This is a genomic window from Rhodococcus sp. B10 (genome assembly GCF_011770055.1).
GTDB classification, from domain to species: domain Bacteria; phylum Actinomycetota; class Actinomycetes; order Mycobacteriales; family Mycobacteriaceae; genus Rhodococcoides; species Rhodococcoides kyotonensis_B.
This window is the reverse complement of record NZ_JAAFYV010000013.1, coordinates 1-24,114: the sequence shown is the minus strand read 5'-3', so window position 1 is coordinate 24,114 and position 24,114 is coordinate 1. Positions and strand designations below refer to the sequence as shown.

Here is a 24,114-nt window from a genome sequence, read left to right as displayed (position 1 = left end):
CGTCGAGGGTACAGGCGTTTCGCTTACATTCCGCCGTCGACGGTGATGATCGAACCGGTCGTGTAGCTGGACGCGTCGCTGGCGAGATACAGTGCAGCGCCGACGATTTCGTTCGGATCACCGCCGCGCTTGGCCGCGAATGTCTCGGCACGCTTGGCGAACGCGTCCATGTCCCACGCGTTCGAGACGTCGGTGAGGAAGGTGCCCGCCATGATGGCATTGGTCCTCACCGACGGACCGAACGTCTTCGCCAGCCCCACGGTGATCGCGTTCAGTCCGGCCTTGGCAGCGGCGTAGGGGAGGACATCCGGCCTGGGCTTCGTCGACGCTGCGCTCGAGATGTTGATGATCGAGCCGCCGTTGCCCTGGGCCATCCGCGTTCCCACCAGTGCGGCCAACCTGAACGGTCCCTTCAGATTCACCCCGAGGACCTTGTCGAACAGAGTCTCGGAGATGGTGTCCACGGAGTCGTAGAGCGGCGACATACCAGCGTTGTTGATCAGCACATCCACCTTCCCGAAGTGCTCGTACGACGCGTCGACGAGGTCGTCGAGTGCGTCCCATTTCCCGACGTGGGCCGCAATCGGTAAGGCACGCCTGCCCGTCGACTGCGAGATCTCTTTCGCGGCGAGCTGGCAGGATTCGAGATCCCGACTCGCGATGATCACGTCCGCACCTGCCTGTGCAAGACCGAAGGCCATTGCCTTACCGAGACCACGGCTTCCGCCCGTGATCAGCGCTACGCGTCCGCTGAGGTCGAATTGGGCGGGGGCGTCGTACTCGGGCATGTATTTCTCCTGATTCGGACCACGGACTGCAATTGATGAGTATGGTAATCATAGATACATGAATGGAGGCGCTGTGTCGGAATCGGAACAGAAACTGTTCGACCTACCGAGTAAGTATGTCGAACTACAGGCTGAAGCACGGGCACTTGCCGAATCCGTCCGTGACATCGCCGATCGGGCGGACGAGTCGGACAGCATCGATGTCGACGTGCGGAAACGGCTGCAGGCGACCGGGCTCGCCGGAGTGACGGTGCCGAAGGCGTTCGGGGGACGGTTCGAGGCGGTCGACTCGCTGGCGGTCACGGTGGTACGCGAGCGGCTCGCTGCGGAGTGTGCGCACCTGGACTCGCTGTTCGCGATGCAGGGGATCGGCAGCTACGGGCTTGCGGTCGGCGGAACACCCGCCATGCAGGAGTACTGGCTACCCAAGGTCGCGAACCTCGACGCGATCGCCGCGCTGGGGCTCACGGAACCACACGTCGGTTCCGATCTGAAGGCGTTGACGACGTCGATCGAGGAAGTCGACGGGCAGCTCGTGGTCAACGGGCACAAATCGTTCATCACCAACGGCGGCGACGCCGACTTCTACAGCATCCTCGGGCGGGAGGGTGACGGTTACTCGCTGGTCCTGATTCCCGCAGACGCTCCGGGCGTCACTACCGAGCGCCCTCATCAGATCATCGCACCGCACGTGTTGTCCGACGTCGTCCTGAACGATGTTCGGGTACCGCTCGATCATCGAATCGGTCAGCCGGGCAAGGGCTTCTCGCTCGTCCTGGCTACTCTTGCCACGTTCCGTGTGTCGGTCGCCGGCGCTGCGGTCGGGCTGGCGGAGGCTGCCCTGAAAGAGGCGCTACGTCACGCGAACGCGCGAGAACAGTTCGGTGTCAGTCTTTCTCGTCTCGGCTCGGTGCCCGAGCATCTGGCGTTGTGCTGGACGGACATCGAGATGGCCAGGTCGTTGACCTACCGGGCCGCTGCCGCGTCGGCGCGCGACGCACGTGCCAATCTGCACCTGTCGTCGATGGCCAAGGTCGCGGCAACGGAAGTCGCGGGCCGTGTGGTGGATCGGGCCGTGCAGGTGATGGGCCGCTACGGCATCACGCGGGGAAGCGTCATCGAAAGGCTGTACCGAGAAGCGCGCCCGATGCGCATCTACGAAGGATCCACCGAGGTCATTCTCGATTCGCTGGCGAAGCAACTCGTCAAGGGAGACGTTCTGTAGGTCGGCTACTGCGTAGCTCTCACACCGCCCACGTGTGATCCACCGTGGGCGGTGTCGTCGTGCCCTGACATGGGCAGCCCGTGGCCGAAATCGCCCTTGACGCAACGGAATTGATGAATATGATTGGCCTTGATGTGACAACCATCACGTAGCGAGGAGCCTGTCATGACGTCCCGCCCTGGAATCGAGAACACCCTCAGCCGCTATGCGCTGGGGTACGACGATCATCATCCCGAGATGATCGAGGCGTCCTTCACCAAGGACGCGGTGTTGTCCATGAAGATCGCCGACGGAGATCCCATCGGCCCGTTCGAGGGAATCGACGCCATCATGGAGTTGATGAACGGGTCGGCGCATGCGCAGTCCGACCAGCGGCGGCACCTGACGACCAATATCCTGATCGACGACCTCGATGCCGAACACGCGAAAGTCGTGTCCTACCTGTCGATCGTCTCGGTCGCCGACGGAGCCCTGACCGTTCTGTCGTGCGGCAAGTACGAGGACGAGTTCACCGAGGTGGACGGTACGTGGCTGATTTCCAAGCGGCACATCGCCCTCGACCTCCCGTACTGAGGTAGACGACGTGCTCAATCAAGGACTCATACCGGCCAAGTGGGCGGCGCTGACGCCGAACAAGCAGGCTGTCTTCGACGTTCCGAACGACCGACGAATCACGTTCTCCGAGCTCGACGAGCGCGTGCGCCGGCTCGCCAACGGTCTGCGAGGGTTGGGGCTGGACAAAGGCGATCGCGTCGCGGTGCTCACGCGCAACAGCGTCGAGTTCCAGGAACTCTACTTCGCGGTGGGCCGAGCGGGACTTGTTCTGCAGCCGCTGAATTGGCGCCTGGGTACGAAGCAGATCATCGGATTGATCGCGGACGCTCGACCCAGGGTGATCATCACTTCGTCGGAATGGTCCGAGGTCAGAAATGACATGCAGAGGACGGTCGACGTCGACCACTGGCTCGAATTCGGACCCGGTTCCGACGGCTCCTACGACGAACTCCTGGCACGATCGAGCGCCGAGGAGCCTGTCTGGACACCGTCGATCGGCGGCGACGATCCCTTCTTCATCCTCTACACCGGTGGTACGACGGGTGAATCCAAGGGCGCGATTCACACCCACACCAGCGCGGCCAACGGAATGCTGAACCAGACTGTCGCAGAACGCGTCGTCCCCACCGACGTCTACATGCTGACCGGGCAGATGTACCACATTCCCGTCGTGCTCTCGATGAACTACATGAAGCACGGATGCCCGGTCGTGCTGGTCAATTTCGAGGCGCAGCAAGCGCTGGAGATCATCGAGTCCGAGAAGGTCTCGGCATTTCTCGGGATCACGACGATGCTGAACTGGATGATGGCGGTACCGAACTTCGCCTCCTACGACCTGTCGAGTCTGCGCAATATCCAGTACGGCGGAGGACCGATGCCGTCGACCATCGTCCGGTCTGCTCTGGAATCGTTCCCCTGCACGCTGATTCAGGGATACGGTCAGACGGAGGGCACGACGATGTCCTTCCTGTCGCAGGAGGATCACCTCGCGGCGGTCAAGGGGCACGATGTTCATCGGCTGAAATCCTGCGGGCGTGAGGGTTTCGTCACGACCATTCGAGTGGTCGACGCGTTCGGTGACGAAGTTCCGCGCGACGGCAGGACGCCGGGTGAGATCGTCGTTCGGTCCGAATCGAACATGATCGGATACCTGAACCGTCCGGAGTTGACGAAGGACACGTTGCGAGACGGCTGGATGTGGACCGGTGACATCGCGACGTGGGACGAGGACCGATACATCTACATCGTCGACCGCGCCAAGGACATGATCATCTCGGGCGGCGAGAACATCTTCAGTGTGCAGGTCGAGGAGGCGATCGGCGCTCATCCGTCGGTGCTCGAATGCGCGGTCATCGGCATTCCGGACGACGAATGGGGCGAAGCGGTCAAGGCCGTGGTCGTGCTCAAGCCCGGAACGACTGCCTCCGAGCAGGACATCATCGATGTCGCGAAGAAGAACCTGGCGTCGTACCAGAAGCCTCGGTCCGTGGACTTCGTGTCGGCTCTGCCCAAGGCGCCGACAGGGAAGATCATGAAGCGCGATCTACGCGCACCCTACTGGGAGGCTGCGGGCCGGACCGTATGACCGAGGACGAACTGACCGGTCTCGTCGGCACACGGATGCCGGGAGGGGTGCGGACGTTGGAGAAGTGGTGGGTCGCACTCGTGCTCGACGCCATGGAGTGTTCACCGAGCGACGGCGCTGCGCACCCCACGTTCGTGTTCCTGGTCGCAACCGGCTCGATGGGATGGACGTGGAACGAGTTGTTCGCGGTGTTCGACGCGACCGAGGAGGACGGGCCCATGTTCGGCGAGACGGACACCGAAGTGCATCGTCCGCTGCAGGTCGGTGCTACCTACACCGTGCGGGGCGAGATAGTCTCCGCCGCACGCAAAGTGGGAAAGAAGACGGGTGTGTTCGACATCGTCGGCTATCGCCTGGACGTCGTCGAGGAGTCCGGTACGGTCGCGGCGAGTACGACCAACTCGATCGTGTTTCCCCGTCGTGGAGCGTCGACATGAAACCGACGGTAGGACAGACGCTTCCGACACGGACGATCGAATCGGTGAACGCCGAGAAGATGAAGCTGCTGTCGGCGTTGATGCGCGATCCCAACCCGATCCATTTCGACGTGGCCTCCGTCGAAGCGCTCGGTATGGGGTCGAGAACAGTCAATCAAGGACCGAGCAACATGGCCTACGTGCTGTCGATGCTGGGGGAGTGGGCAGGCGGAACCGATCGAATCACGCACTATCGCTTTCGATTCCTCGGCAACGTCTTCGCCGGGGACAGGCTGGAGGCGTCGGGAACCGTGACGTCCGTGGAGGACGTCGACGACGGACTCGCTGTGCAATGTGCGCTGTCGTTGACCGTCGTCGGCGGACACGAGGTGCTCACCGGAACCGGAACGGTTCGACTGGGCAAGGTTTGAACACGAAAGGAGGGCATATGTCAGGTCGTCTCGAAGGCAAGGTCGCGTTCATCACCGGCGCCGCACGTGGCCAAGGCCGAAGTCACGCACTCAGGTTGGCGCAAGAAGGTGCCGACATCATCGCCGTCGACATCTGCGAGGACATCGACACCGTCACGCCGTTCTACAGGCTCGCCACCGAAGAGGAACTCGCCGAGACGGTGAGCCAAGTCGAGGCTCTCGATCGCCGCATCGTCGCTCGGCGAGCAGATGTCCGTGACGTCGACGCACTGCAAGCCGTGTTCGACGAGGGTGTCGCCGAACTGGGCCGCATCGACATCGTCGTCGCCAACGCCGGCATCGCGACGTATGGATTGTCGTGGGAGCTCACGTCGGAGCAGTGGAAGGACATGATCGACGTCAATCTCACGGGAGTCTTCCACACCGCCAAGGTGGCCATCCCCACGCTGATCGCAGCAGGTCGCGGCGGCTCGATTGTCTTCACCAGTTCGATCGGTGGGCTCAAGGGCATTCAGCACGTGGCGCACTACGTGGCAGCCAAACACGGCATCGTCGGCCTCATGCGCACGATGGCCAACGAACTGGGACCACACAGGATCCGCGTCAACACTGTGCACCCGACCAACGTCGACACCCTCATGATCCAGAATCCCGGCACCTATTCGATGTTCGCACCCGGGGATCCGGAACCGAACCAGGACAAGGCGATGCCGGGATTCATGTCTCTGAACACGTTGCCGGTGCCGTGGATCGACCCCGTCGACATCAGCAATGCCGTGCTCTATCTCTCCAGTGACGAAGGTCGATACGTCACCGGTGTCACCCTGCCCGTGGACGCGGGCGCCTACGTCAAGTGAAAGGACACACCATGACCATTGCTTCCGAAGGTCTCGTTTCCGCGGACCTCGCCTATCGTGCTCAGGCCGCGCTGTACAGCTACGCCTGGGCCGCGGATTCGGGTGATCTGGACACGCTGCGCGACATGGCAATCGAGGACATCGCCGTCACCCAGTCCACCCAGGAGAAGCAGGGCCGAGAGGCCTTTCTCGACATCTATCGGGCGTTCGCCGCCTCCGATACCGAACTCTCACGCCATGTCGTGACCAACACGGTGGTGACGAACGAAGGTGACGGCGTCCGTATCGACGCGTACTTCGAGGCCACCCTGTTCACCTCCGGGAGCACCTCACGCGTCTTCGGCCGCTACTCCGACTCGCTCGTCGAGGTCGACGGCTTTCTGAAGCTGAAGCACAAGCGTATCTTTGTGGACCGCGTAATGGCACTGCCCGTCGCCACCGACGCGTTCGTGCCCTACGGCTCCGACGAATCGTGAGTCGCGTCGGGATCGACGACAACGAGAACCTGGAATCGGTCCGCGCGTCCGAGACCGGGCGTGCGGAACTGATTGCGGCGCAGACCGAATGCACGTTCGCGTTCACCACCGAAGCGGGCTGGCCGGCAGGCGTCGTCATGAGCTACCTGTTCACGCGCGACAGGTTCTGGCTGACGGCGGCGGCCGGGCGCGCCCACGTCCGCGGAGCTGTCCGCGATCCACGTGTCACGTTGGTGATCTCCAATGCGGGAACTGCGTTGCCGGGCCGTCGCATGGTGTCGATTCGCGGTACTGCCACCGTTCATCGGGAGGCCTCGGTGAAGAGCTGGTTCTATTCGGAGTTCGCGCAACATCTCGCGCCCGACGATCCCGACGCCTTCGCTGCACTTCTGGACAGCCCGGAGCGGGTGGTTCTGGAGGTCGAACCCGTTCGTGTTGCCGTCAGCCATGATTCGACCAAGATGCCGGGCGACGGCCGCGGCGGTCAGGTGCGGTAGGTGTTCCAGGTGGGCGCGGATTCGGGATAGTCGGCTTCGGCGTACCGAGTCTGCGGCCACCTGATGCGTTGGTTCGTACGGAAGCTCGACGCCATCGCCTCGACCGGGACGGCGTACATGAACGACACCTCACGATGCTCGAATCGCCATCCGTCGGCGAATCGGTAGCGGTCCGAGTAACGAAACGCGCTGAGCATCAATGTGTCTCGTACTGCCAACTCTGCGTGGCCGGTCATGCGGCCGCTGGCTGACCCGTCGTCGTGCACGGTGATCAGGTGAATCTCGGGGGTGTGCAGCATGGTCGTGTAGCGATCCATGCTGTCGACGTAGAACGCTCGCAGTTCGTCGCGACCGGACATCGTTCGGCCCCCGACCGTGAACGTGGCGTCGGGTGTGTACATGGCGAGAACCGCCTCGATGTCGTGATCGTCGACCGCGATCGAGTAGGCGCCGGCTAGGTCTCGAATCTCGTCCTTGGCCATCAGTAGGTCCAGGGGGTTCATGTGCCTCCTTGCACCGCGACGCGGCCCGTACGCATGGTGACTCGCGTACGGGCCGCATCCGACGACTATGCCTCGAACCCGTCCATCTGCGGTGGGGTCAGAGGTGAGATGACGCGGGAGGATATCTTCCACCCGTCGCTCGTGAGGACGTACGTGTCCTCGTTCAGGGCGATGGCCTTGAACGCGGCACCACCTTTCGTATGTCCCTCGGAGAACACGTAATTGGTTCCGTGCGCCTCGCTGTCGGAATCGAAATGCACGATGTGGTTGGTGATGATGTGGAACTGGTCCTGTACCTGCGCAGCGTCACGTTCGAAGAAGTCCAGGATGGCGTCGTGTCCCTCGTACCGAGCGAGTCCGACGGGAGTCGCGTCCCACACGGCGTCGGTGGCGAACGCGCTCAGCGCCAACTTCGGATCGAACTTGTCCAAACCCAGTGCATAGGTGTGGGTTACGGAGATGATCTCGTCGACACTCATGTCGGCCTCCTAGTCGTCGTACACGATGACGCCGCGGATGTTCTTACCGTCGCGCATGTCCTGGATCGCTTCGTTGATCTGCTCGAGCTTGTATGTCTTGCTGACCAGTTCGTCGAGCATGAACTCGCCGCGGCGGTACATGTCCGCGATCAGGGGGATGTCGCGACGTGCCGTCGTCGTTCCGTACAGGGTTCCCTGCAGGCGCTTGCCGGACATGGCGAAGGTGAACAGGTCGAAGGGAACGTCGCGCTGGGTGACCGGGGCCGCCGACGTCAGCACCAATGTGCCACCGCGCCGAGTCATCTCCTGAGCGGGATTGAGCAGGTGACCGTACGCGATGTCGACGGTGATGAGCACCTTGTCCGCGCCTTGGCCGTTCGACAGGGAGTCGACGAGTTCCTTGGCCTGCTCCAAGTTCTCCACCGTGTGCGTTGCGCCGAAAAGCTTTGCCTGATCACGTTTGTACTCGACGGGGTCGACGGTGATGATGTTCTTCGCGCCCTTGTGGCGGGCTCCCTGCACGGCGTTCATACCGACGCCACCGGTTCCGATGACGACGACGGTTTCACCGAGTGCGACTTCGGCGGCGTAGACCGAGGATCCCCAGCCGGTGGGTACGCCGCATCCGATGAGCGCGGCCTTGTCGAGCGGAATGTCCTTGCCGATCTTGACGCACGAGTCGATGTTGACGACGACGTACGGCGAGAAGGTGCCGAGGAACGAGAACGGGCCGACGCCCTGACCTCGGGCATGGACACGGTGGGTGCCGTCGGGTGCGAAGCCGGCGAGTACTCCCGCGCCCATCTCGCACATGTTCGATCGTCCGACCGTACACATCTGACAGTGCCCGCACGACGGAAGGAAGGAGAGCACGACGTGATCGCCTACCTCGAAGCCCGTGACGTCGGGGCCCAGTTCCTCGATGACACCGGCGCCCTCGTGTCCCCCGATGATCGGGGCCCAATCGAGCGGAATGTCTCCGGTGTCGACGTGGTCGTCGCTGTGACAGATTCCCGACGCTGCGAGCTTGATGCGTACCTCACGGCTCTTCGGTGGGTCGATCTCGATCTCTTCGACACTCCAGCCGGAACGGGTGCCGGGTTCCCAGATCAATGCTCCGATTGTTTTCACTGATGCTCCTGACGATGTGAACGATGGTTCCCACGGATGCGCACGTCATGATGTGACCCCAGTCACCATAACCATGATAATGATTAGTGTAAAGACTCGAATGATGGAGTATCAGCACGGACAGAGGAGTAACCGTGAGCGAACATCCCACCAGCCAGACGTTCCGTCTGTCGTACGGCGATTGCGATGCCATCGGCATCTCGTACTTCGCGATCAACTATCCGTGGATGGAGCGAACGTACAGCGTCTGGCTGCACTCGTTCGGCATCGACAGTCACACGATGGTCGACGCCCTCGGCGTGGGAACGGTCGGATTCTCTTCCGAATGCACGTATCTCACACAGTGTCACGTGTTCGACGAGATCACGTGTGGCATGGAACTCGACCATCTCGGCACGACGTCGTACGTCGTCGGATTCCCGTTCACCCGGGGTGGCGAGCGTGTCGCCTACGGCAAGATCAAGTACGCGGTACGGGGACCTGACGGCCTCAAGGCGCCGATTCCCGATGCACTGCGGTCTGCGCTCACCTCGCTCGACCGCCCGTGATCGCCGGCGTGGTAGCCGAGTCCGGATCACGGCGGGGGCGTCGATTGTTGGGCGCGTCGGCGTCCGCGGCGTTCGCTGCGCTGGTCGTCGGTTCCAACGTTCCCGGTTCGATGCTTCCGATGTATGCCGAGCGAATGTCGTTGTCCACGTTCACTGTGTCGGCGTTGTTCGCGGCCTACCTCGTCGCGCTGGTCGTGACGTTCACGGTGATGGCGCGAACGCGCCTGACGCGCCGAGCATGGTTGTTGCTCCCGGCGGCTCTCGTCGGTGGCGTCGTGGCCGACGCGGCGCTGATCGCAGGCGGCGACGACGTCGTGTTCCTCTTCGTCGGGCGGTTCCTCACCGGCACATGTGTCGGCGTCGCGACGGGTGCCACCGCCACGATCGCCGTCGCGGCACGCGGCGAGAAAGGCCGGACGATCGCGGCGTCGGGCGCAATCTTCGGGTCATTCGTCGGTCTGATTCTGGGAGCCGTTGTCGCGGAGAACTTTCCGGGACCGACGGTGACCCCCTATGTGATCCACATGTCGTTGCTCGTCGCCATCGGTGTGCTTCTCGTCATCTCCCTCGCTCGTGCTCGGACTCTGCTACGAGACGAGCTCGGGCCGGGGCCGCTCCGAACGGACGGGCATGCCGACACCTCCGCGCGCGCCCGCGCGGCCGGCTACGGAATCGGGCTTGCCGGTTGGGCCATCGGTGGGCTCGCGGTCGGAATTCTCCCGACCGCGGTCCGGGAGCAGACGGGCGGCACGTCGCTGCTCGTCGGCGTGTCGGCGCCGATCGTGCTGTTGCTCGTCGCGTGGCTGGCGCCCCTCGTGTTCGCGGCGCGCCACACTGCTCTGCCTCCGAGTGTGTCGCTTGCGCTGATTGCCCTCGGCGCGGTGGCATGCGCGGCGGGTGTCGTGTCGTCGAGGTTGGAGCTCGTCGTGATCGGTTGTCTCTCCTGGGGTCTCGGACAAGGCTTCGCCTATTCGTGCGGTCTGCGATTGCTCACGCGGGGTGTCTCGGCGGTCGAACAGGGGCGCGTCGCCTCCAAGTACGCGTCGTTCTGCTACGGACTGACCGCGATCCTGACGTTGACGACGGGTGCTGTCTCCACGGGATGGGGGAGCGCAACGGGAATGGCCACGGCAGGCGCAGTTCTGGTCGTTCTGTGTTCCGTCGTCGCGTTGCTGGGTCGTGGGCGGTGGGAAAACGATGGTGACAACGCAGTACTCATGGTTCGTAGCCAGGTCGGAACCGTCTGAGCCACGACGTGTCGGCGCCGCGCAGTGTCTCGGGCCAATCAGCTCGCCGTAGGTCGCCGTAGGCTCGCATGCTACGTGAATCACCCAGTCCCTCTTCGTATTCGGAAACCGGAAGATAGTACATGTAGGACATCAGTCGATCGTGTATCCGCCACACGCCGTCCACGCGTCGATAACGGTCGCGATACCGCAGGGCGGTGACCATCGGAACGTCGTTCCTGACCAGCTCCGCATGCCCGACGGCGATGCCGTGCGCCGAGTTTCGATCCTCGTCGAATCTGACGACATGGCCGTGCGTGACGTGATTGGTCGGCCCCAACGCGTCGAATCGGCTCTGGAAGGTTCGCACTATCGCGTCCCGGCCATGTGCGTCGAACACCCCGTCCGCCGAGCGCATCGTTGCGTCTTCGGTGAACACCGCGGTGATGCCGTCGACGTCCCGCTCGTCCATCGCGAGACAGTACAGAACGGGTAATTCGGCTATCGCCGAACGTGATTCGAGCCGATCGAGCCTCAGCAGTATATCGATGTCGGTCACGGCGGTTGTTCCATTCTCGGGACGCGGTGCCCGTCGACGCCTCATGATGTGGTGGTCATTATATGCGCATCATTACCAGCAAAAGGGTGAATTGAATGAGGATGAGACTTGCTCCGCTGTTCGCGGGTGTCGTGCTCGTCGCAGCGGGCTGCGGAAGTGGCGCGGGCGGTGACACCGCGTCGGGCGAGATGCCGTCGGAAATCAAGGTGTTCTCGGTGACCGACAAGACCGGAACGCTGTCGTATGCGGGCACCAACCAGTTGAAGGGCATCGAGCTGGCAATCGAGGAGATCAACGAGCAGAACTACCTCGGCGAGTCCACGATGGTTCTCGAAAGCCGTGACTCTGCAGGAGAGGCGCAGACGGCGGCGAGTCAGGTGACCGAGGCCACCGTCGATCCCCGCGTGGCAGCGATACTCGGTACCGTGACGAGCGCGCAGACCGTCGCAGTGGCACCTCTCGCCCAAGCCGCCAAGGTGCCGATCGTCTTCACCCAATCCGGCAGCGACGGAACGTTGGTCGGTGAATACACCTATCGCGCAACGGCTCCCATGGCGACGTACTACGACCAGGCGGGCGAGTACCTGCAAACGCAGAACGTGAAGTCGCTCGGAATTCTGTACAACAGTGCCAACCCGACGCTTGCGCAGTTGTCGGAGGGGACTATCCCCGACATGGGCGGACGATACGGCTTCACCGTCGCGTCGACCTCGGCGGTGCAGAACACGACCCAGGACTTCACCGCCCCTATTGCGAAACTGCTCGCGGACGATCCCGACGGTATCGCGATCATGATGAACGGCGCTCAGAACGCGACGGCTGTCTCTCAGCTTCGTCAGGCCGGTTTCGACGGGACCCTGGTCACCCACACCGGTTCCGGGGCAGGCAATCTCACGCCTGCAGGGCCCGCGGGCGCAGGGATGACATGGCCGACGGACTTCACTTATCACGGCACGAATCCCGCGACTCAGGACTTCGTCGAGGCGTACCGCACCAAGTACGACGGTGAGAATCCGAACAACTATGCAGCGGAGGGCTACGACGCCGCCTGGATGATCGCCCGTGCCATCGAGAAGTCGGGTGGCGCGTCACGGGAGGACATCCAGAACGGCTTGCAGCAGGTCGTGGCCGAGGGATTCACCGGGGCCGAGGGCGACGTCACGTTCGAAGGAAACGACATGCGCGTGAAAGGCGCTCTCGTGCAATGGAACGGGACCGAAGAAGTACTGCTGTCCGAGAAGTGACGGACTGCTACTCCGGATCGGGGAAGACGGCCTTCCTCTTCTCGAGGAACGCCGTCGCACCCTCGATCATGTCGGGGCTGCCGACGGCCTGGGTGAGCATCCCGAGTCCCGACGAGAAGGAGTCGCGCGCCGCGTTCCACCAGAGGTTGGAACTCGTCTTGGTGATCTCCAGGTATCGCGGACTCAAGGCCGAGATCTCGTCGCACCACTCCTGGACCGTCGCCTCGAGCTTGTCGTCGTCGACGACCTCGTTGATCAAGCCCATGTCCAGCGCCTGCTGTGCGGAGTATCGGCGACACAGCATCGACAGTTCTTTGGCGCGCTTCTCGCCGATCTGCACTCCCATGACGTTCGTGGCGCCGGTGACCGGTGCGCTTCCCACCCGCGGACCGGTCTGGCCGAACGTGGCCGAACGTGCAGCAACCGCCAGATCGCACGCAACGATCAATTCGTTGCCTCCGCCCGCGGCCGCACCGTTGACCGCGGCGATGACCGGGCGCGGGCACGTGCGGATGGCGTCGAACAGCCGTAGCGAACCGCGGTAGAGCCGGCGCATCTCCTTCGGCGTCGGTTCGCTGAGTTTGGCCAGAGAACCACCGGCGCAGAAGCTTCCACCCGAGCCGGTGATGACGACCGAGCGGTAGCCCGACGCGTCGTCGAGGGCGTCGGCGATCGCGGCGGACATCTCGGGATCGAACGCGTTGCGACGCTCGGGCCTGTTCAGCCGAATCCACAGCGTCGCTGGGGTACTTTCGATGATCACGTCGGGCATGAGTCCGTCCTGTTCGTTGGTAGTAGTTCGTGATCCGGGGTATGGGGATACCGCGGTTTCGCAGGTTGCAGGCGCCGCACGGGCCTATTGTTATAATCAATCGCCTCGAATAGCAGGGAGACTCGACCCATGACCGTAGCCAACCGCGCTCCCAAAGCAGCGATGGTGATTGCGCAGCAGATCATCCGCGATACCTTGCGGCAGGGGCTGACCGCCGGGGATCTTCTTCCGCCCGAGAAAGCGATGCTCGAGAAGTATCAGATCGGCCGCGGAACGCTCCGAGAAGCGCTCAGACTCCTCGAGTTCCAGGGCGTCATCGCGCTCAAGCCGGGCCCCAAAGGTGGGCCTGTTCTGCTCGATCCCGACGCGTCGCACCTCGCCAGCACGGTCATCCTGCTGATGCAGTTGAAGAATGCGCCGTTCAAGGCGATCGCCGAGGCCCGCGTCGCGATGGAACCGATGATCTCGCGCCTTGCCGCCGAACGCATCTCCGACGAATCGCTCGTCCAGTTGGGCGGCACCATCGACACCATGCGCGAATCCCTCGACGACCAGTACGTGTTCCTCGAGGCCAACAAGCAGTTCCACGACATCATCGCCTGGTCGTCGGGCAATCCGTTGTTCGGCTACATCGTCGACTCGCTGCTCGGGATCATGGACGGCACGATCATCGGAATCGACTATCCGGCGCCTCGGCGCAGTGCCATCATCACCGCTCACCAATCGATCTACGACTCTCTGCTCGTACGGGATCCGGATTTGTCCCAGGACCGTATGGCCAAGCACATCAACGAATACGTGCGCTACGCCGAGCGGAAGTTCCCCGACGTCATGGGCTCGGTCATTCAGTGGGATCGCGCGTTGTAGACGCCTCGCGTACGTGAGTGCGAATGTACAGCGGGCTATACATTCGCACTCACGGGTGGCGAAGCCGCCTACTCGACACTGATTGCCCGTTCCGGGCAACTGTCGGCGCCGGCCCTCGCTTCGTCGATACGGGTCGGCTCCTGGCCTTCGGGTAGTACATAGGCGTGGCCGTCCTCGTCGCGTAACGCGAAGACCTGCGGCGACGTCATCTGGCACAGTCCGTGCCCCTGGCACTGGAACTCGTCGACCGAAACGTTCACGACTCCTCCTTCTGGGCTGTCCGAAGGGCTGTTTGTTTACAGCCATTCCAGTGATCTCGACTATATGCTGTCGCTGCTGTGATGTTGACAACATCGGAATCTAGTATAACCATTATCAGCGCAGTGCATGAATTGGTCACGAGATTTCGCGGGAGGACATTCAGCCATGACGGACAGCGGGGGCAGGTGCCCGGTCATTCACTTCGATCACAACTCGCAAGAGCATTCCGCAGATCCTGTCGGTTCCTACCGGGCACTGCGGAACGCGGAAAAGCGAGGGTGGTCGGAGGCGCACGGCGGCTACTGGGTCCTGTCCGACTACGACGCGGTGTTCGACGCCTCACGTGACGACGACACTTTCTCCTCGGCGCGTTCCGAGTACGGCGGCGAAGGGCTGTCGGTCGTAATTCCGAAGACGCCCATGCACTTTCACATTCCGATCGAGCTCGACCCGCCCGAGTTCCGCAAGTATCGCAAGATCGTCAATCCGATCACCTCGCCCGCCGCGGTCGAGAAGATGAAGGACCTCGTCGAACATCACACGACGGCGTTCATCGACAGTGTCATCGAGGCAGGGGAGTGCGACTTCACCTCCGTCATCGGGGTGCCCGCGATCGTGACGGTCGACTGGCTCGGGCTCGGGATCGAGGACTGGAAGACTTATGCCGCAGCGCATCACGAGGCGCTGGCAGGTGTTCCGGGCAGTCCGCACTACGAACATGCGATGAAGGTCGACTTCCCGTACCTGTCGGAGAAGATGCGCACGGTCATCGCGGATCGCCGCGCGAACCCGACCGACGACGTCATCAGCTACCTCGTCCAGCAGGAAGTGGACGGGCGGGTGCTCGACGACTTCGAGGTGTTCGCCATGGTGGAACTGCTCGTTGCAGGCGGCACCGGAACCACGGCGTCGCTGGTCAGTCAAACCCTGGTGTGGCTGGCCGATCACCCCGACGTCCGGCAACGTCTCATCGACGACCCATCTCTCATGGACCACGCCGTCGAAGAGTTCCTGCGCTTCTTCTCGCCGACGCAGGCACTGGCGCGTACGGTCACCGAGGACGTCGACTTCAAGGGTTGCCCGATGAAGAAGGGCGACCGCGTGCTGCTGTCGTGGGCGTCGGCCAACCGGGACGAGGCGTTGTTCGAGAATCCCGACGAGATCGACATCGAGCGATGGCCCAACCGCCACACCGCATTCGGCATCGGAGTGCACCGCTGCTCGGGGTCGCATCTCGGTCGCCTGATGGCGAAGACGTTGCTGACGCAGATTCTCGAGAGAATGCCCGACTACACCATCGAGACCGACAAGCTCGAGCGCTACCCCCATCAGGGAACGAACATGGGATGGCAGAGAATTCCCGCTCACTTCACGCCCGGCGAGAAAAGACTCGCCGACGGTGAAGCCGTGGCCGCGGCCACCGCACCTGCGGCGCCGATGTACTGATGAGCAGAGTAGTCGTCGTCGGCGGGGGGCTCGCCGGCGCGCGTACCTGTGAAACGTTGCGGTCGAACGGTTTCGAGGGCGAGATCGTTCTTCTCGCCGCCGAACGGCATCTTCCGTACGACAGGCCACCGCTCACCAAGGCCGCGTTGAGAGGCGATTCGAACACGCGGCTGCGCACCGACTACGAGGCGCTGAAGATCGACGTTCGCGTCGGGGTCGCCGCGACGGGCCTCGACCTCCAGTCCAAGAAAGTCGAGACGGCCCAGGGCGCAGTCGAATACGACACCCTCGTCATCGCCACGGGCGCCGCTCCGATCATGCTGCCCGGTTCGAGCCGCCAGCTCGCGATACGCACCGTCGACGACTCGCAGAAACTGCGCGAACTTCTGAAGCCCGGCGCGAAAGTCGTTCTCGTCGGCGCGAGTTGGATCGGCGCCGAGGTCGCGACGGCTGCACTCGCAGCAGGGGCCGAGGTCACGTGCGTCGAGTACGGACCTGCACCCTTGGCGAACGCGCTCGGTGTGGACGTCGGCACACGGTTCGTCCCCTGGTGGGACGCAGTCGATCTGCGCGTCGGGGTCGGCGTTCGCGAAGTCACGGACACCGGAGTCACGCTCGACACCGGTGAGGACGTGTCCGCGGACGTCGTGGTCGCAGGCATCGGAGTTCGGCCGGACGTGAGCTGGCTGGAGGATTCGGGCCTGTCGATCGCGCGCGGTATCGAGGTGGACGAGCACCTGCGCACCTCGGACCCCCACGTCTTCGCAGTCGGAGACGTGGCAGTTCGGTGGTCACCTCGGTCGAATCAGTCACTGCACGTGGAGCATTGGGACGATGCCCGCACCGGGCCCGACGCCGTTGCCCGAACGATCGTCGGTCGCGAGCCCGCCGTCCACGATCCGGTTCCGTACTTCTGGAGCGACCAGTTCGGTCACAAAATTCAATACGTCGGCCACCACAGCGCGACGGACGCCGTGGTCGTTCGTCACGGCGACGACGACAAGTGGGCAGCTGCCTGGCTCGACGACAGTGGTGTGCTGACAGCACATCTGAGCATCGACACACCGAAACTCATGATCGGGGCCCGCGCCGCGATCGCCGCAGGCACACGTCCGGATGCCACCGCTCTACGCGATATCACCCAACCGCTCAGCTGACAGAGGAGAAGAATCGATGACCGCGACAGTCCCAGCTTCGACGACCTTGAAGAGCTACGACAAACTATTCATCGGTGGCACATGGGTGGAGCCGTCGAGCGACAAGGTGATCGAGGTGGTCTCACCCATCACCGAGGAACTGCTCGCGACGGTCCCCGATGCGCAACCTGCGGACATCGACAAGGCAGTTGCGGCCGCACGCAAGGCGTTCGACGACGGTCCATGGCCGCGCATGACGGCCGAAGAGCGAGCGAAGTACCTCGTGCGCATTCAGCAGGAAGTCGAGAAGAGATTCGACGCGATGGCAGCGGCGTTCACTGCCGAGATCGGCGCTCCTGCGGGCGCGAGCGTCGCGTTCCACAACAACGCGCTGAAGATGTGGGGTGACGCATCGACGCTGCACGAGCGGTTCGAGTTCGAGGAAGAACGCAGCTGGGCCGACGGCCACGGCAAGCTCGTTCGCGAACCCATCGGAGTCGTCGCGACGATCATCCCGTGGAACGGTCCGGTTGCCACGGCCTCGTTGAAGATTGCTCCTGCGCTCGCGGCCGGATGCACCGTCGTGCTGAAGCCGGCTCCCGAGGGGCCGGTCAGCATGATGCTTCTCGCCGAGGCTCTCGAAGCGGCAGGGTTGCCCGAAGGTGTCATCTCCCTCCTTCCCGGCGGTCGCGAGACAGGCGAACATCTGGTGCGGCACAAGGACGTCGACAAGATCTCCTTCACCGGATCGACCGCCGCCGGTCGTAAGATCATGAGTCTGTGCGGAGAGCGCATCGCACGAGTGACGCTCGAACTCGGCGGCAAATCAGCGGGAATCATCGCCGACGACATCTCTCTCGACAAGGTCTTTCCCGCCCTGGCGTTCGCAGGCATCGGCCACAGCGGTCAGGTGTGCGCGGCGATCACTCGCATCGTCGTTCCGCGTCATCGTCAGGACGAGGTCGTCGACACCATCAAGACCATCTTCGAGTCGGTCTCCGTCGGTGACCCACGGGACGACAGCGTCGCGATCGGACCGCTGGCGGCCGAACGTCAGCGCACCCGAGTCCTCGACTACATCGAGGTCGGCAAAGCCGAAGGCGCGCGACTCGTCACCGGAGGCGGGCGACCGGCAGGACTAAACAAGGGCTGGTACGTCGAGCCGACGCTGTTCGCCGACGTCACCAACGACATGCGCATCGCTCAGGAAGAGATCTTCGGTCCCGTCGTCGTCGTGATTCCGTTCGACAGCATCGACGAGGCTGTCGCGATCGCCAACGACTCGGACTACGGACTGTCCGGTGCCGTCTACGCCGAGGATGCAGCATTGGCGGAGAGCATTGCCCGACGCGTCCGCACCGGCCAGATCTCCATCAACGGCTGGGACATGTGCGTCACTCAACCGTTCGGTGGATACAAGCAGTCCGGCCTCGGACGCGAAGGAAACGTCGAGGGTCTGAGCTCGTTCCTCGAGACCAAGCTGATTCAGTTCGCCGACTAGGCGTGTCGACGAAGAAGGGCCCCTCTCGCGAGGGGCCCTTCTTCGTTTCCTTCGTTCACGCAGGTACGGGACTCCTCGGAACCGAGGGATGTAGTCCCTCCACCTTCGCCTTGATCTGCAGAGCCAGAAACTTTCCGTAGTAGCGAGCCATGGCGAGGTTGCCACCCATGAACCAGAGACCCGGGTGCCCGGATTCGCGCCAGACGCCCTGCAGTTCGCCTTCCGCGTCGAGACCCCACACAGGACCGCAACGGTGTGCGACGTCCTCGCCCAGGAGGCGTCGCGCCGTCTGCAACATCCCCTTGAAACCGGTGGCGAAGACGACGATGTCGGCACTCAGGGATGTTCCGTCGGTCAGGTGGACACCGTGTTCGGTGAACCGTTCGATCTCGACGCCCGAGCGAATGCCGATGTCGCCCGCTGCGATCAGTTCCGAGCAGCCGACGTTGATGTAGTAGCCACCGCCCTTCTGCAAGAACAACATCAGAGCGCCGGTGCCGTCGATTCCCGAGCTGAGCAGGAATCCGGCTCGGCGAAGGCCATCCAGAAGTTCTTCGTCCAACTCGGCCATCGCGGCGGTGGTGTTTCGGTGGATGTCCGGGACAGCTTTGAACGGAAAGGACGCGCCGAGCAGGTCGGCGGTCTCTGTGGGTGGGCCCGTCTCGTCGTACAACCCGGCCATCGCGATCTTGGAGGCGTCGACGCTGACGACGTAGGAGGGGGACCGTTGCAGCATGGTGACCTCGGCGCCACGCTCGAACAGTTCCTGCGCGATGTCGTGTCCGCTGTTGCAACTGCCGACGACGATTGCATTCTTGCCCTGAAGATCACCGCTGCTCGCGAAGCTACTCGAGTGGGAGATGCTCCCCGCGAAGAGCTCCGAGTCCGCAACGGTCGGCATATTGGGTTCGGTACCACTGACGCCGGTGGCCAGTACGAGGTGCCGAGGGCGCAGAGTTCTTTCGGTGCCATCGGAACGACGGACGGTCACGGTCCACGCGGCGGCATCGTCGTCGTACGTACTCGCCACCAGTTCCGAGCCGGTCCACACGTTGAGCTCCATCGTGGAGGCGTAGAACTCCAGCCAATCACCGATCTTGTCCTTGGGCGTGTAGACCGGCCACGTGGACGGAAACGGGAGGTACGGCAAGTGGTCGTACCAGACCGGATCGTGCAGGACCAGGGAATGGTAACGATTGCGCCAGTTGTCGCCGATGCGCTCGTTCCTGTCGATCACCAGCGTGGCCACGTCGAGCTGCCCCAATCTGGCTGCGAGACCGAGGCCGCCGTGTCCGCCCCCGACGACGAGCACCTCTGGGTCGCCCTCGGCGAACTCCCGTCGGGCGGCACGGTGCTGCTGCCAGTTGCGCGCGATTCGGTTCGCGCCCTGAGCGCCCCCGCGCGGGCGGCGGGCACCGGTGGATTCCTCGTGACCGACGAGCTCGTCCATCGCCGTCAGTAGCGTCCATGCTTTCCATGCCCGATCATCCGTCGATCGAGTGAGTCGCAGTACGCCTCGGCCTCGTGCGGAGTCCGAGTCGACGGCGATGACCGCTTGAATCCAGGCGTCGTCGCCCTGCCCCACGATCGTTGCTCCGCCGACGAGCGACAGGCGTACGTCGCCCTGATCGTGCGCTTGCGCGAGGTACTGTCCGATGCCGACGTTGCCGTTCAGGCTACGCAGATCCCAGCCGAACATGAGCAGATCACGCCACCATCCGTCGGGTCGGAACAAGGCCGCGGCCGCGTCGGCGTCACGAGTGGCGAGCGCGGCGCCGAACTCTTGGATCCACTCCGTCGCAACCGATTCGAAATCGTCGTCATGCGATTCGTTCATTCGAGCCCCTGTTCGTGAGTGTGGTCGTCACGCGGTGTGTTCGTGTCCCTGTTCGGGCCTATGCGGGAATGTCCACACGGACCGACAGAAGGCTTGCGTCGCGCGTGTCCTGACGTGCATGCTCGGACGACGACGGGGCCGCACATGCGAACAGTGTCCTCCCGTCGGCGCCTCCGAGCATGCACGCGAAAACACCTGTCGGAAAGACCTTCTCGTCGACGATCTCACCGCCCTGGACGACGCGGATCAGACGCTGATTCAGGGCGTCGGCCACCCAGATCGCACCTTCGGAATCGAGTCCGATGCCGTCGGGTGCCACGGACGCCGCACTCATCGCATCCCGGACGCTCGTACGGGGGACCTCCGGACCGAAGGCGGCCCATGTTCGACGATTCGACAGTTCCCCGTCGTCGGCGACGTCGAATGCCGTCATCCGATTGCCCATCGACTCGGCGACGACCAGGGTGCGGTCCTTCGTGATCACAGAACCGTTGGGGAACAACAGATCTCCCGCAGCGACGGCCGCGTCACCGTTCGGTGCGACATGGATGAGCACGGCGGATTCGACGTACGAACGGCTGCGAAACTCGAAGCCGAATGTGCTGATGTACGCGTGGCCACGGTCGTCGACGACCATGTCGTTCAGCTTGCCTGTTGCCAGGTGCGATACATCTGCGTGGGTGACGAGTGAGCCGTCGTGTTCGCGTCTGAGCACGAGCCCGTCGACCATCGACACGATCAGCAGGCGGCCGTCCGGCAACCACCCGAGTCCCGACGGCCGGTCCTCCATGGTCGCTTCGACGCGCACGTCGCCGTCGTCGCCTATCGACAACACCTCGTGCGCATACAGATCGGAGACCCAGATACGACCGTCGTGCCACCGTGGGCATTCGAGAAACGCGCGGTCGGTGACGACGGTCGTGATGTCGGCGGTGCTGGTCATGAAGTGTCCTTTTCGTGTCGATCGTTACTGCGTCTGAACCGTCGTCGACGGCGATGGTCTGTCCGATGGCGAAGGAGGCCTTGTGGTTCGCCGTCCCGCTGCGATCTCGCAACGTGGTCCAATTGTGCTACCGGACAACGAGTTCTGTGGACCATGCCATCTCTCCTCGCGCCGATCTCATGGCTGTGTGACCGTTGACACAGGTGTACTATACCCATACCGTGCTAATCATGCGCACTAATGATGCACGTCAGGTCGATGTCGTGGTGGTGGGGGCGGGATTCTCCGGCTTGTATCTGCTGTGGAAACTGCGTGGCCAGGGATTGAATGTTCGTCTTTTCGAGGCAGGTGACGACGTCGGTGGCACCTGGTTCTGGAACCGCTATCCAGGTGCACGGTGCGACGTCGAAAGTGTGGACTACTCGTTCTCGTTCGACGACGCACTCCAACAGGAGTGGACATGGAAGGAGCGGTATCCCGCTCAGCCGGAGATTCTCGCGTATCTCCAGCATGTTGCAGACCGATTCGATCTGCGTCGCGACATCTCGCTGAACACTCGGATCCAGTCGGCGCGCTACGACGAAACGACGAAAGCTTGGACCGTGTACGCCGCTGGACAGGCGTGTGCCACCGCCCGGTTCGTGATCATGGCTACCGGGTGCCTCTCCGTGCCTCAGACGCCGAACATCGCTGGGCTGGAGAGCTTTACGGGCGACGTCTATCACACGGGGAACTGGCCCACGGAAGGGGTCGACTTCACGGGTAAGCGGGTCGCCGTGCTCGGGACGGGTTCCTCGGGAATTCAGCTCATACCGGAAGTGGCGAGACAAGCCGATCATCTCACTGTTCTGCAGCGCACGGCGAGTTTCTCCGTTCCCGCGATGAACGGGCCACTCGATCCCCGATTCGAGGCCGAGGTGAAGGCGAACTACCCGGAACGACGTCGCCGAGCTCGGGCGTCGTCCGCGGGAGTCGAGCGTGGTGACAATCCGCAGAACGCGCTGGATGTTTCAGCCGAGGATCGTGCGCGCGAGTTCGACAGCCGTTGGGGTAAGGGTGGTTTCGCTCTACTGGGTGCCTACCAGGATTTGATGCTGACCGACGACGCCAACGACACGGTGGCGGACTACGTGCGCGCCAAGATTCGCGCGACGGTCCACGATCCTGACATCGCCGAATCTCTGATTCCCCGTGGATACCCCCTGGGGGCGAAACGCATCTGCGTGGACACGGACTATTTCGAGACCTACAACCGTGGCAACGTCACGCTGGTGGACCTGCGACGGACACCGCTGGAGTTGATCACCCCGACGGGAGCGCGCACCACCGAAGCCGAGTACGATTTCGACATAATCTGCTTGGCAACAGGTTTCGATGCCATGACCGGTGCGCTCGACCGTATCGACATTCGGGGGTCCGGTGGCCAGAGCTTGAAGAGCAAGTGGCAGCACGGACCGACCACCTATCTGGGACTCGGCGTCGCCGGGTTCCCGAACCTCCTGCTGATCGCAGGGTCCGGAAGTCCTTCGGTGCTGGCCAACATGGTCACCGCCATCGAGCAGCACGTCGAGTGGACGTCGGACTGCCTCGCGTACATGGACTCTCACGGGTACGAGACCATCGAGCCCACTCAGAAAGCTGAGGACGAGTGGGTGGCGCACGTCAACGAGATGGCGTCGTACACGGTGTTTCCGAAGGCGGCGTCCTGGTACATGGGAGCCAATGTTCCGGGCAAGCCGCAGATCTTCATGCCCTACGTCGGTGGGTGCGTGGAGTACGAGAAGAAGTGCAATGCCGTTGCCGACGAGGGATATTCGGGTTTCGTGCTGAAATGACCCTGTGCGCGACGGAGCCTGCGGCTTTGATCCGGGAGGCGCTTCGCTAGCGCCCGTGCGTGCGAATGTATAGCCGGCTATACATTCGCACGCACGTAGGCTATTCCTGCGACGCGGCAACCATGTCTTCTCGCTCGACGACTTTGACGCGTTCGCGGCCTTCGGGTTCGCCGAGGGAGCGTTCGTGGGCGTCGAGGCGGTACCAGCCGTCCCAGGTGGTGAAGGGGACCTGCTTGTCTTCGAGGAAGTCGATGACGGCTTGTTCGGACGGGTCGGTGGCGCCGTCGAAGTTGGGTGCGTCTTCGAGTAGGCAGGCGACGGTTTCGTTGGCGTCGCCTTTGGTGTGGCCGATGAGGCCGACGGGTCCGCGTTTGATCCAGCCGGTGACGTAGGTGGCGGGTACGTGCTTGCCTTCGTGCCCGGGAGTGGAGCCTGCGGAATGACCCGTGTCGGCGAGCACGCGTCCGGCTTCGTTGGGGATGGTGCCTGCTTGTTCGTCGAAGGGCAGGGATGTGATGTTCTGGGAGAGGTAGCCGACGGCGCGGTAGACCGCTTGGACGTCCCATTCGTTGTATTTTCCGGTGCCGCGGGCGTTGCCGGTGCCGTCGAGTTCGGTGCGTTCGGTGCGTAGGCCGACGACTTTGCCGTTGTCGCCGAGGATTTCGGTGGGGGATTCGAAGAAGTGGAGGAACAGTTTGTGGGGGCGGTCGCCGACGTCGCGGATGGCCCAGTCCTGCAGGGTGTTGGCGACCATGTCGACTTGTTTGGAGCCGCGGCGTGCGGCTTCGGAGCCTTCGTCGTAGTCGATGTCTTCGGGGGCGACGATGACTTCGATGTTGGGGGAGTGGTCGAGTTCGCGTAGTTCGAGCGGGGTGAATTTGGCTTGTGCGGGGCCGCGGCGGCCGAAGACGTGGACTTCGACGGCTTTGTTGGCTTTGAGGCCTTCGTAGACGTTGGCGGGGATTTCGGTGGGGAGGAGTTCGTCGCCGGTTTTGG

25 protein-coding genes and 1 pseudogene are annotated in these 24,114 nt (G+C 63.2%); 16 read left to right on the top strand and 10 right to left on the bottom strand.

The window, feature by feature from the left end:
* Positions 1–23: 23 nt before the first annotated feature.
* Positions 24–788 (bottom strand): glucose 1-dehydrogenase, encoded by a 765-nt coding sequence (locus tag RhoFasB10_RS10745; protein WP_068421792.1) that lies wholly within the window; start codon positions 786–788, stop codon positions 24–26.
* A gap of 73 nt (positions 789–861) precedes the next feature.
* Here RhoFasB10_RS10745 and RhoFasB10_RS10740 point away from each other — a divergent pair, with 73 nt between their 5' ends.
* From RhoFasB10_RS10740 to RhoFasB10_RS10705, 8 genes are all read left to right on the top strand, one after another.
* Complete coding sequence (locus tag RhoFasB10_RS10740; protein ID WP_084423565.1) at positions 862–2,013, top strand: acyl-CoA dehydrogenase family protein; 1,152 nt, start codon at positions 862–864, stop codon at positions 2,011–2,013.
* Positions 2,014–2,178: 165 nt separating this feature from the next.
* Entirely contained in the window at positions 2,179–2,586 is a 408-nt protein-coding gene (locus tag RhoFasB10_RS10735; protein WP_068421795.1) for a nuclear transport factor 2 family protein, read from the top strand.
* A 10-nt stretch (positions 2,587–2,596) separates the two neighbouring features.
* Entirely contained in the window at positions 2,597–4,153 is a 1,557-nt protein-coding gene (locus RhoFasB10_RS10730; RefSeq protein ID WP_167676381.1) for an AMP-binding protein, read from the top strand.
* On the top strand, positions 4,150–4,590 hold the full coding sequence (locus RhoFasB10_RS10725; RefSeq protein ID WP_167676380.1) for a hypothetical protein: 441 nt from the start codon (positions 4,150–4,152) through the stop codon (positions 4,588–4,590). The genes RhoFasB10_RS10730 and RhoFasB10_RS10725 overlap by 4 nt, the downstream gene beginning before the upstream one ends.
* Positions 4,587–5,000: a MaoC family dehydratase gene (locus RhoFasB10_RS10720; RefSeq protein WP_167676379.1), complete on the top strand. Its 414-nt coding sequence runs from the start codon at positions 4,587–4,589 to the stop codon at positions 4,998–5,000. The genes RhoFasB10_RS10725 and RhoFasB10_RS10720 overlap by 4 nt, the downstream gene beginning before the upstream one ends.
* 17 nt (positions 5,001–5,017) lie before the next feature.
* Complete coding sequence (locus tag RhoFasB10_RS10715; protein ID WP_068421806.1) at positions 5,018–5,857, top strand: mycofactocin-coupled SDR family oxidoreductase; 840 nt, start codon at positions 5,018–5,020, stop codon at positions 5,855–5,857.
* 11 nt (positions 5,858–5,868) lie between these two features.
* Positions 5,869–6,333: a nuclear transport factor 2 family protein gene (locus tag RhoFasB10_RS10710; RefSeq protein WP_068422230.1), complete on the top strand. Its 465-nt coding sequence runs from the start codon at positions 5,869–5,871 to the stop codon at positions 6,331–6,333.
* On the top strand, positions 6,330–6,830 hold the full coding sequence (locus tag RhoFasB10_RS10705; RefSeq protein WP_167676378.1) for a pyridoxamine 5'-phosphate oxidase family protein: 501 nt from the start codon (positions 6,330–6,332) through the stop codon (positions 6,828–6,830). The genes RhoFasB10_RS10710 and RhoFasB10_RS10705 overlap by 4 nt, the downstream gene beginning before the upstream one ends.
* On the opposite strand, the gene RhoFasB10_RS10700 is transcribed toward RhoFasB10_RS10705, so the two are convergent.
* The 3 genes from RhoFasB10_RS10700 to RhoFasB10_RS10690 form a co-directional block, all read right to left on the bottom strand.
* Positions 6,818–7,333, bottom strand: coding sequence for a nuclear transport factor 2 family protein (locus tag RhoFasB10_RS10700; protein ID WP_167676376.1), 516 nt, complete (start codon positions 7,331–7,333; stop codon positions 6,818–6,820). The two genes, RhoFasB10_RS10705 and RhoFasB10_RS10700, sit on opposite strands and share 13 nt — an antisense overlap.
* Before the next feature lie 65 nt (positions 7,334–7,398).
* Entirely contained in the window at positions 7,399–7,812 is a 414-nt protein-coding gene (locus tag RhoFasB10_RS10695) for a nuclear transport factor 2 family protein (protein ID WP_068421815.1), read from the bottom strand.
* A 9-nt stretch (positions 7,813–7,821) separates the two neighbouring features.
* Positions 7,822–8,943: an NDMA-dependent alcohol dehydrogenase gene (locus RhoFasB10_RS10690; protein WP_068421817.1), complete on the bottom strand. Its 1,122-nt coding sequence runs from the start codon at positions 8,941–8,943 to the stop codon at positions 7,822–7,824.
* 134 nt (positions 8,944–9,077) lie between these two features.
* On the opposite strand from RhoFasB10_RS10690, the gene RhoFasB10_RS10685 reads away from it, so the two are divergent.
* Positions 9,078–9,491 carry a hotdog domain-containing protein gene (locus RhoFasB10_RS10685; protein ID WP_068421820.1) on the top strand — a complete coding sequence of 138 codons (414 nt, stop codon included), beginning with the start codon at positions 9,078–9,080 and terminating at the stop codon, positions 9,489–9,491.
* On the top strand, positions 9,488–10,738 hold the full coding sequence (locus RhoFasB10_RS10680; RefSeq protein ID WP_346764377.1) for an MFS transporter: 1,251 nt from the start codon (positions 9,488–9,490) through the stop codon (positions 10,736–10,738). Before RhoFasB10_RS10685 ends, RhoFasB10_RS10680 begins: the two co-directional genes overlap by 4 nt.
* Here the strand turns inward: RhoFasB10_RS10680 and RhoFasB10_RS10675 are convergent.
* On the bottom strand, positions 10,707–11,276 hold the full coding sequence (locus RhoFasB10_RS10675; protein WP_157105209.1) for a nuclear transport factor 2 family protein: 570 nt from the start codon (positions 11,274–11,276) through the stop codon (positions 10,707–10,709). The two genes, RhoFasB10_RS10680 and RhoFasB10_RS10675, sit on opposite strands and share 32 nt — an antisense overlap.
* A 95-nt stretch (positions 11,277–11,371) precedes the next feature.
* Here RhoFasB10_RS10675 and RhoFasB10_RS10670 point away from each other — a divergent pair, with 95 nt between their 5' ends.
* On the top strand, positions 11,372–12,520 hold the full coding sequence (locus tag RhoFasB10_RS10670) for an ABC transporter substrate-binding protein (RefSeq protein ID WP_068421826.1): 1,149 nt from the start codon (positions 11,372–11,374) through the stop codon (positions 12,518–12,520).
* 7 nt (positions 12,521–12,527) lie between these two features.
* Here the strand turns inward: RhoFasB10_RS10670 and RhoFasB10_RS10665 are convergent, their stop codons facing one another.
* On the bottom strand, positions 12,528–13,292 hold the full coding sequence (locus tag RhoFasB10_RS10665) for an enoyl-CoA hydratase/isomerase family protein (protein ID WP_068421828.1): 765 nt from the start codon (positions 13,290–13,292) through the stop codon (positions 12,528–12,530).
* A 129-nt stretch (positions 13,293–13,421) separates the two neighbouring features.
* Between RhoFasB10_RS10665 and RhoFasB10_RS10660 the strand changes: the two genes are divergently transcribed.
* Entirely contained in the window at positions 13,422–14,159 is a 738-nt protein-coding gene (locus RhoFasB10_RS10660) for an FCD domain-containing protein (protein WP_068421831.1), read from the top strand.
* A 68-nt stretch (positions 14,160–14,227) separates the two neighbouring features.
* Here the strand turns inward: RhoFasB10_RS10660 and RhoFasB10_RS10655 are convergent, their stop codons facing one another.
* Positions 14,228–14,419: a ferredoxin gene (locus RhoFasB10_RS10655; protein ID WP_068421835.1), complete on the bottom strand. Its 192-nt coding sequence runs from the start codon at positions 14,417–14,419 to the stop codon at positions 14,228–14,230.
* A 166-nt stretch (positions 14,420–14,585) separates the two neighbouring features.
* Here RhoFasB10_RS10655 and RhoFasB10_RS10650 point away from each other — a divergent pair, with 166 nt between their 5' ends.
* The 3 genes from RhoFasB10_RS10650 to RhoFasB10_RS10640 are packed head-to-tail and all read left to right on the top strand — an operon-like array spanning position 14,586 to position 18,503.
* Positions 14,586–15,866 carry a cytochrome P450 gene (locus RhoFasB10_RS10650; RefSeq protein WP_068421840.1) on the top strand — a complete coding sequence of 427 codons (1,281 nt, stop codon included), beginning with the start codon at positions 14,586–14,588 and terminating at the stop codon, positions 15,864–15,866.
* Complete coding sequence (locus RhoFasB10_RS10645; protein ID WP_068421843.1) at positions 15,866–17,023, top strand: FAD-dependent oxidoreductase; 1,158 nt, start codon at positions 15,866–15,868, stop codon at positions 17,021–17,023. The genes RhoFasB10_RS10650 and RhoFasB10_RS10645 overlap by 1 nt, the downstream gene beginning before the upstream one ends.
* Positions 17,024–17,039: 16 nt before the next feature.
* On the top strand, positions 17,040–18,503 hold the full coding sequence (locus RhoFasB10_RS10640) for an aldehyde dehydrogenase (RefSeq protein ID WP_068421845.1): 1,464 nt from the start codon (positions 17,040–17,042) through the stop codon (positions 18,501–18,503).
* A 55-nt stretch (positions 18,504–18,558) separates the two neighbouring features.
* Here RhoFasB10_RS10640 and RhoFasB10_RS10635 read toward each other — a convergent pair whose 3' ends face one another.
* Positions 18,559–20,340 carry an NAD(P)/FAD-dependent oxidoreductase gene (locus tag RhoFasB10_RS10635; protein WP_068421850.1) on the bottom strand — a complete coding sequence of 594 codons (1,782 nt, stop codon included), beginning with the start codon at positions 20,338–20,340 and terminating at the stop codon, positions 18,559–18,561.
* 58 nt (positions 20,341–20,398) lie between these two features.
* A complete protein-coding gene (locus RhoFasB10_RS10630) occupies positions 20,399–21,283 on the bottom strand; it encodes an SMP-30/gluconolactonase/LRE family protein (protein ID WP_167676374.1) in 885 nt (294 codons plus the stop codon).
* Positions 21,284–21,513: 230 nt separating this feature from the next.
* Here RhoFasB10_RS10630 and RhoFasB10_RS10625 point away from each other — a divergent pair, with 230 nt between their 5' ends.
* A complete protein-coding gene (locus tag RhoFasB10_RS10625) occupies positions 21,514–23,118 on the top strand; it encodes an NAD(P)/FAD-dependent oxidoreductase (RefSeq protein WP_206030776.1) in 1,605 nt (534 codons plus the stop codon).
* Between the two features lie 100 nt (positions 23,119–23,218).
* On the opposite strand, the pseudogene RhoFasB10_RS10620 reads toward RhoFasB10_RS10625, so the two are convergent.
* Positions 23,219–24,114, bottom strand: a pseudogene (locus RhoFasB10_RS10620) (pyridine nucleotide-disulfide oxidoreductase); the annotation flags it as partial.

Excerpts from the sequence above, each read along its gene's own strand:
- RhoFasB10_RS10650 (WP_068421840.1), top strand. The coding sequence starts at position 14,586 with ATGACGGACAGCGGGGGCAGGTGCCCGGTCATTCACTTCGATCACAAC.
- RhoFasB10_RS10725 (WP_167676380.1), top strand. The coding sequence starts at position 4,150 with ATGACCGAGGACGAACTGACCGGTCTCGTCGGCACACGGATGCCGGGA.
- RhoFasB10_RS10695 (WP_068421815.1), bottom strand. The coding sequence starts at position 7,812 with ATGAGTGTCGACGAGATCATCTCCGTAACCCACACCTATGCACTGGGT.
- RhoFasB10_RS10660 (WP_068421831.1), top strand. The coding sequence starts at position 13,422 with ATGACCGTAGCCAACCGCGCTCCCAAAGCAGCGATGGTGATTGCGCAG.
- RhoFasB10_RS10700 (WP_167676376.1), bottom strand. The coding sequence starts at position 7,333 with ATGAACCCCCTGGACCTACTGATGGCCAAGGACGAGATTCGAGACCTA.
- RhoFasB10_RS10670 (WP_068421826.1), top strand. The coding sequence starts at position 11,372 with ATGAGGATGAGACTTGCTCCGCTGTTCGCGGGTGTCGTGCTCGTCGCA.
- RhoFasB10_RS10645 (WP_068421843.1), top strand. The coding sequence starts at position 15,866 with ATGAGCAGAGTAGTCGTCGTCGGCGGGGGGCTCGCCGGCGCGCGTACC.
- RhoFasB10_RS10720 (WP_167676379.1), top strand. The coding sequence starts at position 4,587 with ATGAAACCGACGGTAGGACAGACGCTTCCGACACGGACGATCGAATCG.
- RhoFasB10_RS10710 (WP_068422230.1), top strand. The coding sequence starts at position 5,869 with ATGACCATTGCTTCCGAAGGTCTCGTTTCCGCGGACCTCGCCTATCGT.
- RhoFasB10_RS10735 (WP_068421795.1), top strand. The coding sequence starts at position 2,179 with ATGACGTCCCGCCCTGGAATCGAGAACACCCTCAGCCGCTATGCGCTG.
- RhoFasB10_RS10665 (WP_068421828.1), bottom strand. The coding sequence starts at position 13,292 with ATGCCCGACGTGATCATCGAAAGTACCCCAGCGACGCTGTGGATTCGG.
- RhoFasB10_RS10745 (WP_068421792.1), bottom strand. The coding sequence starts at position 788 with ATGCCCGAGTACGACGCCCCCGCCCAATTCGACCTCAGCGGACGCGTA.
- RhoFasB10_RS10640 (WP_068421845.1), top strand. The coding sequence starts at position 17,040 with ATGACCGCGACAGTCCCAGCTTCGACGACCTTGAAGAGCTACGACAAA.
- RhoFasB10_RS10635 (WP_068421850.1), bottom strand. The coding sequence starts at position 20,340 with ATGAACGAATCGCATGACGACGATTTCGAATCGGTTGCGACGGAGTGG.
- RhoFasB10_RS10625 (WP_206030776.1), top strand. The coding sequence starts at position 21,514 with ATGCGCACTAATGATGCACGTCAGGTCGATGTCGTGGTGGTGGGGGCG.
- RhoFasB10_RS10630 (WP_167676374.1), bottom strand. The coding sequence starts at position 21,283 with ATGACCAGCACCGCCGACATCACGACCGTCGTCACCGACCGCGCGTTT.
- RhoFasB10_RS10715 (WP_068421806.1), top strand. The coding sequence starts at position 5,018 with ATGTCAGGTCGTCTCGAAGGCAAGGTCGCGTTCATCACCGGCGCCGCA.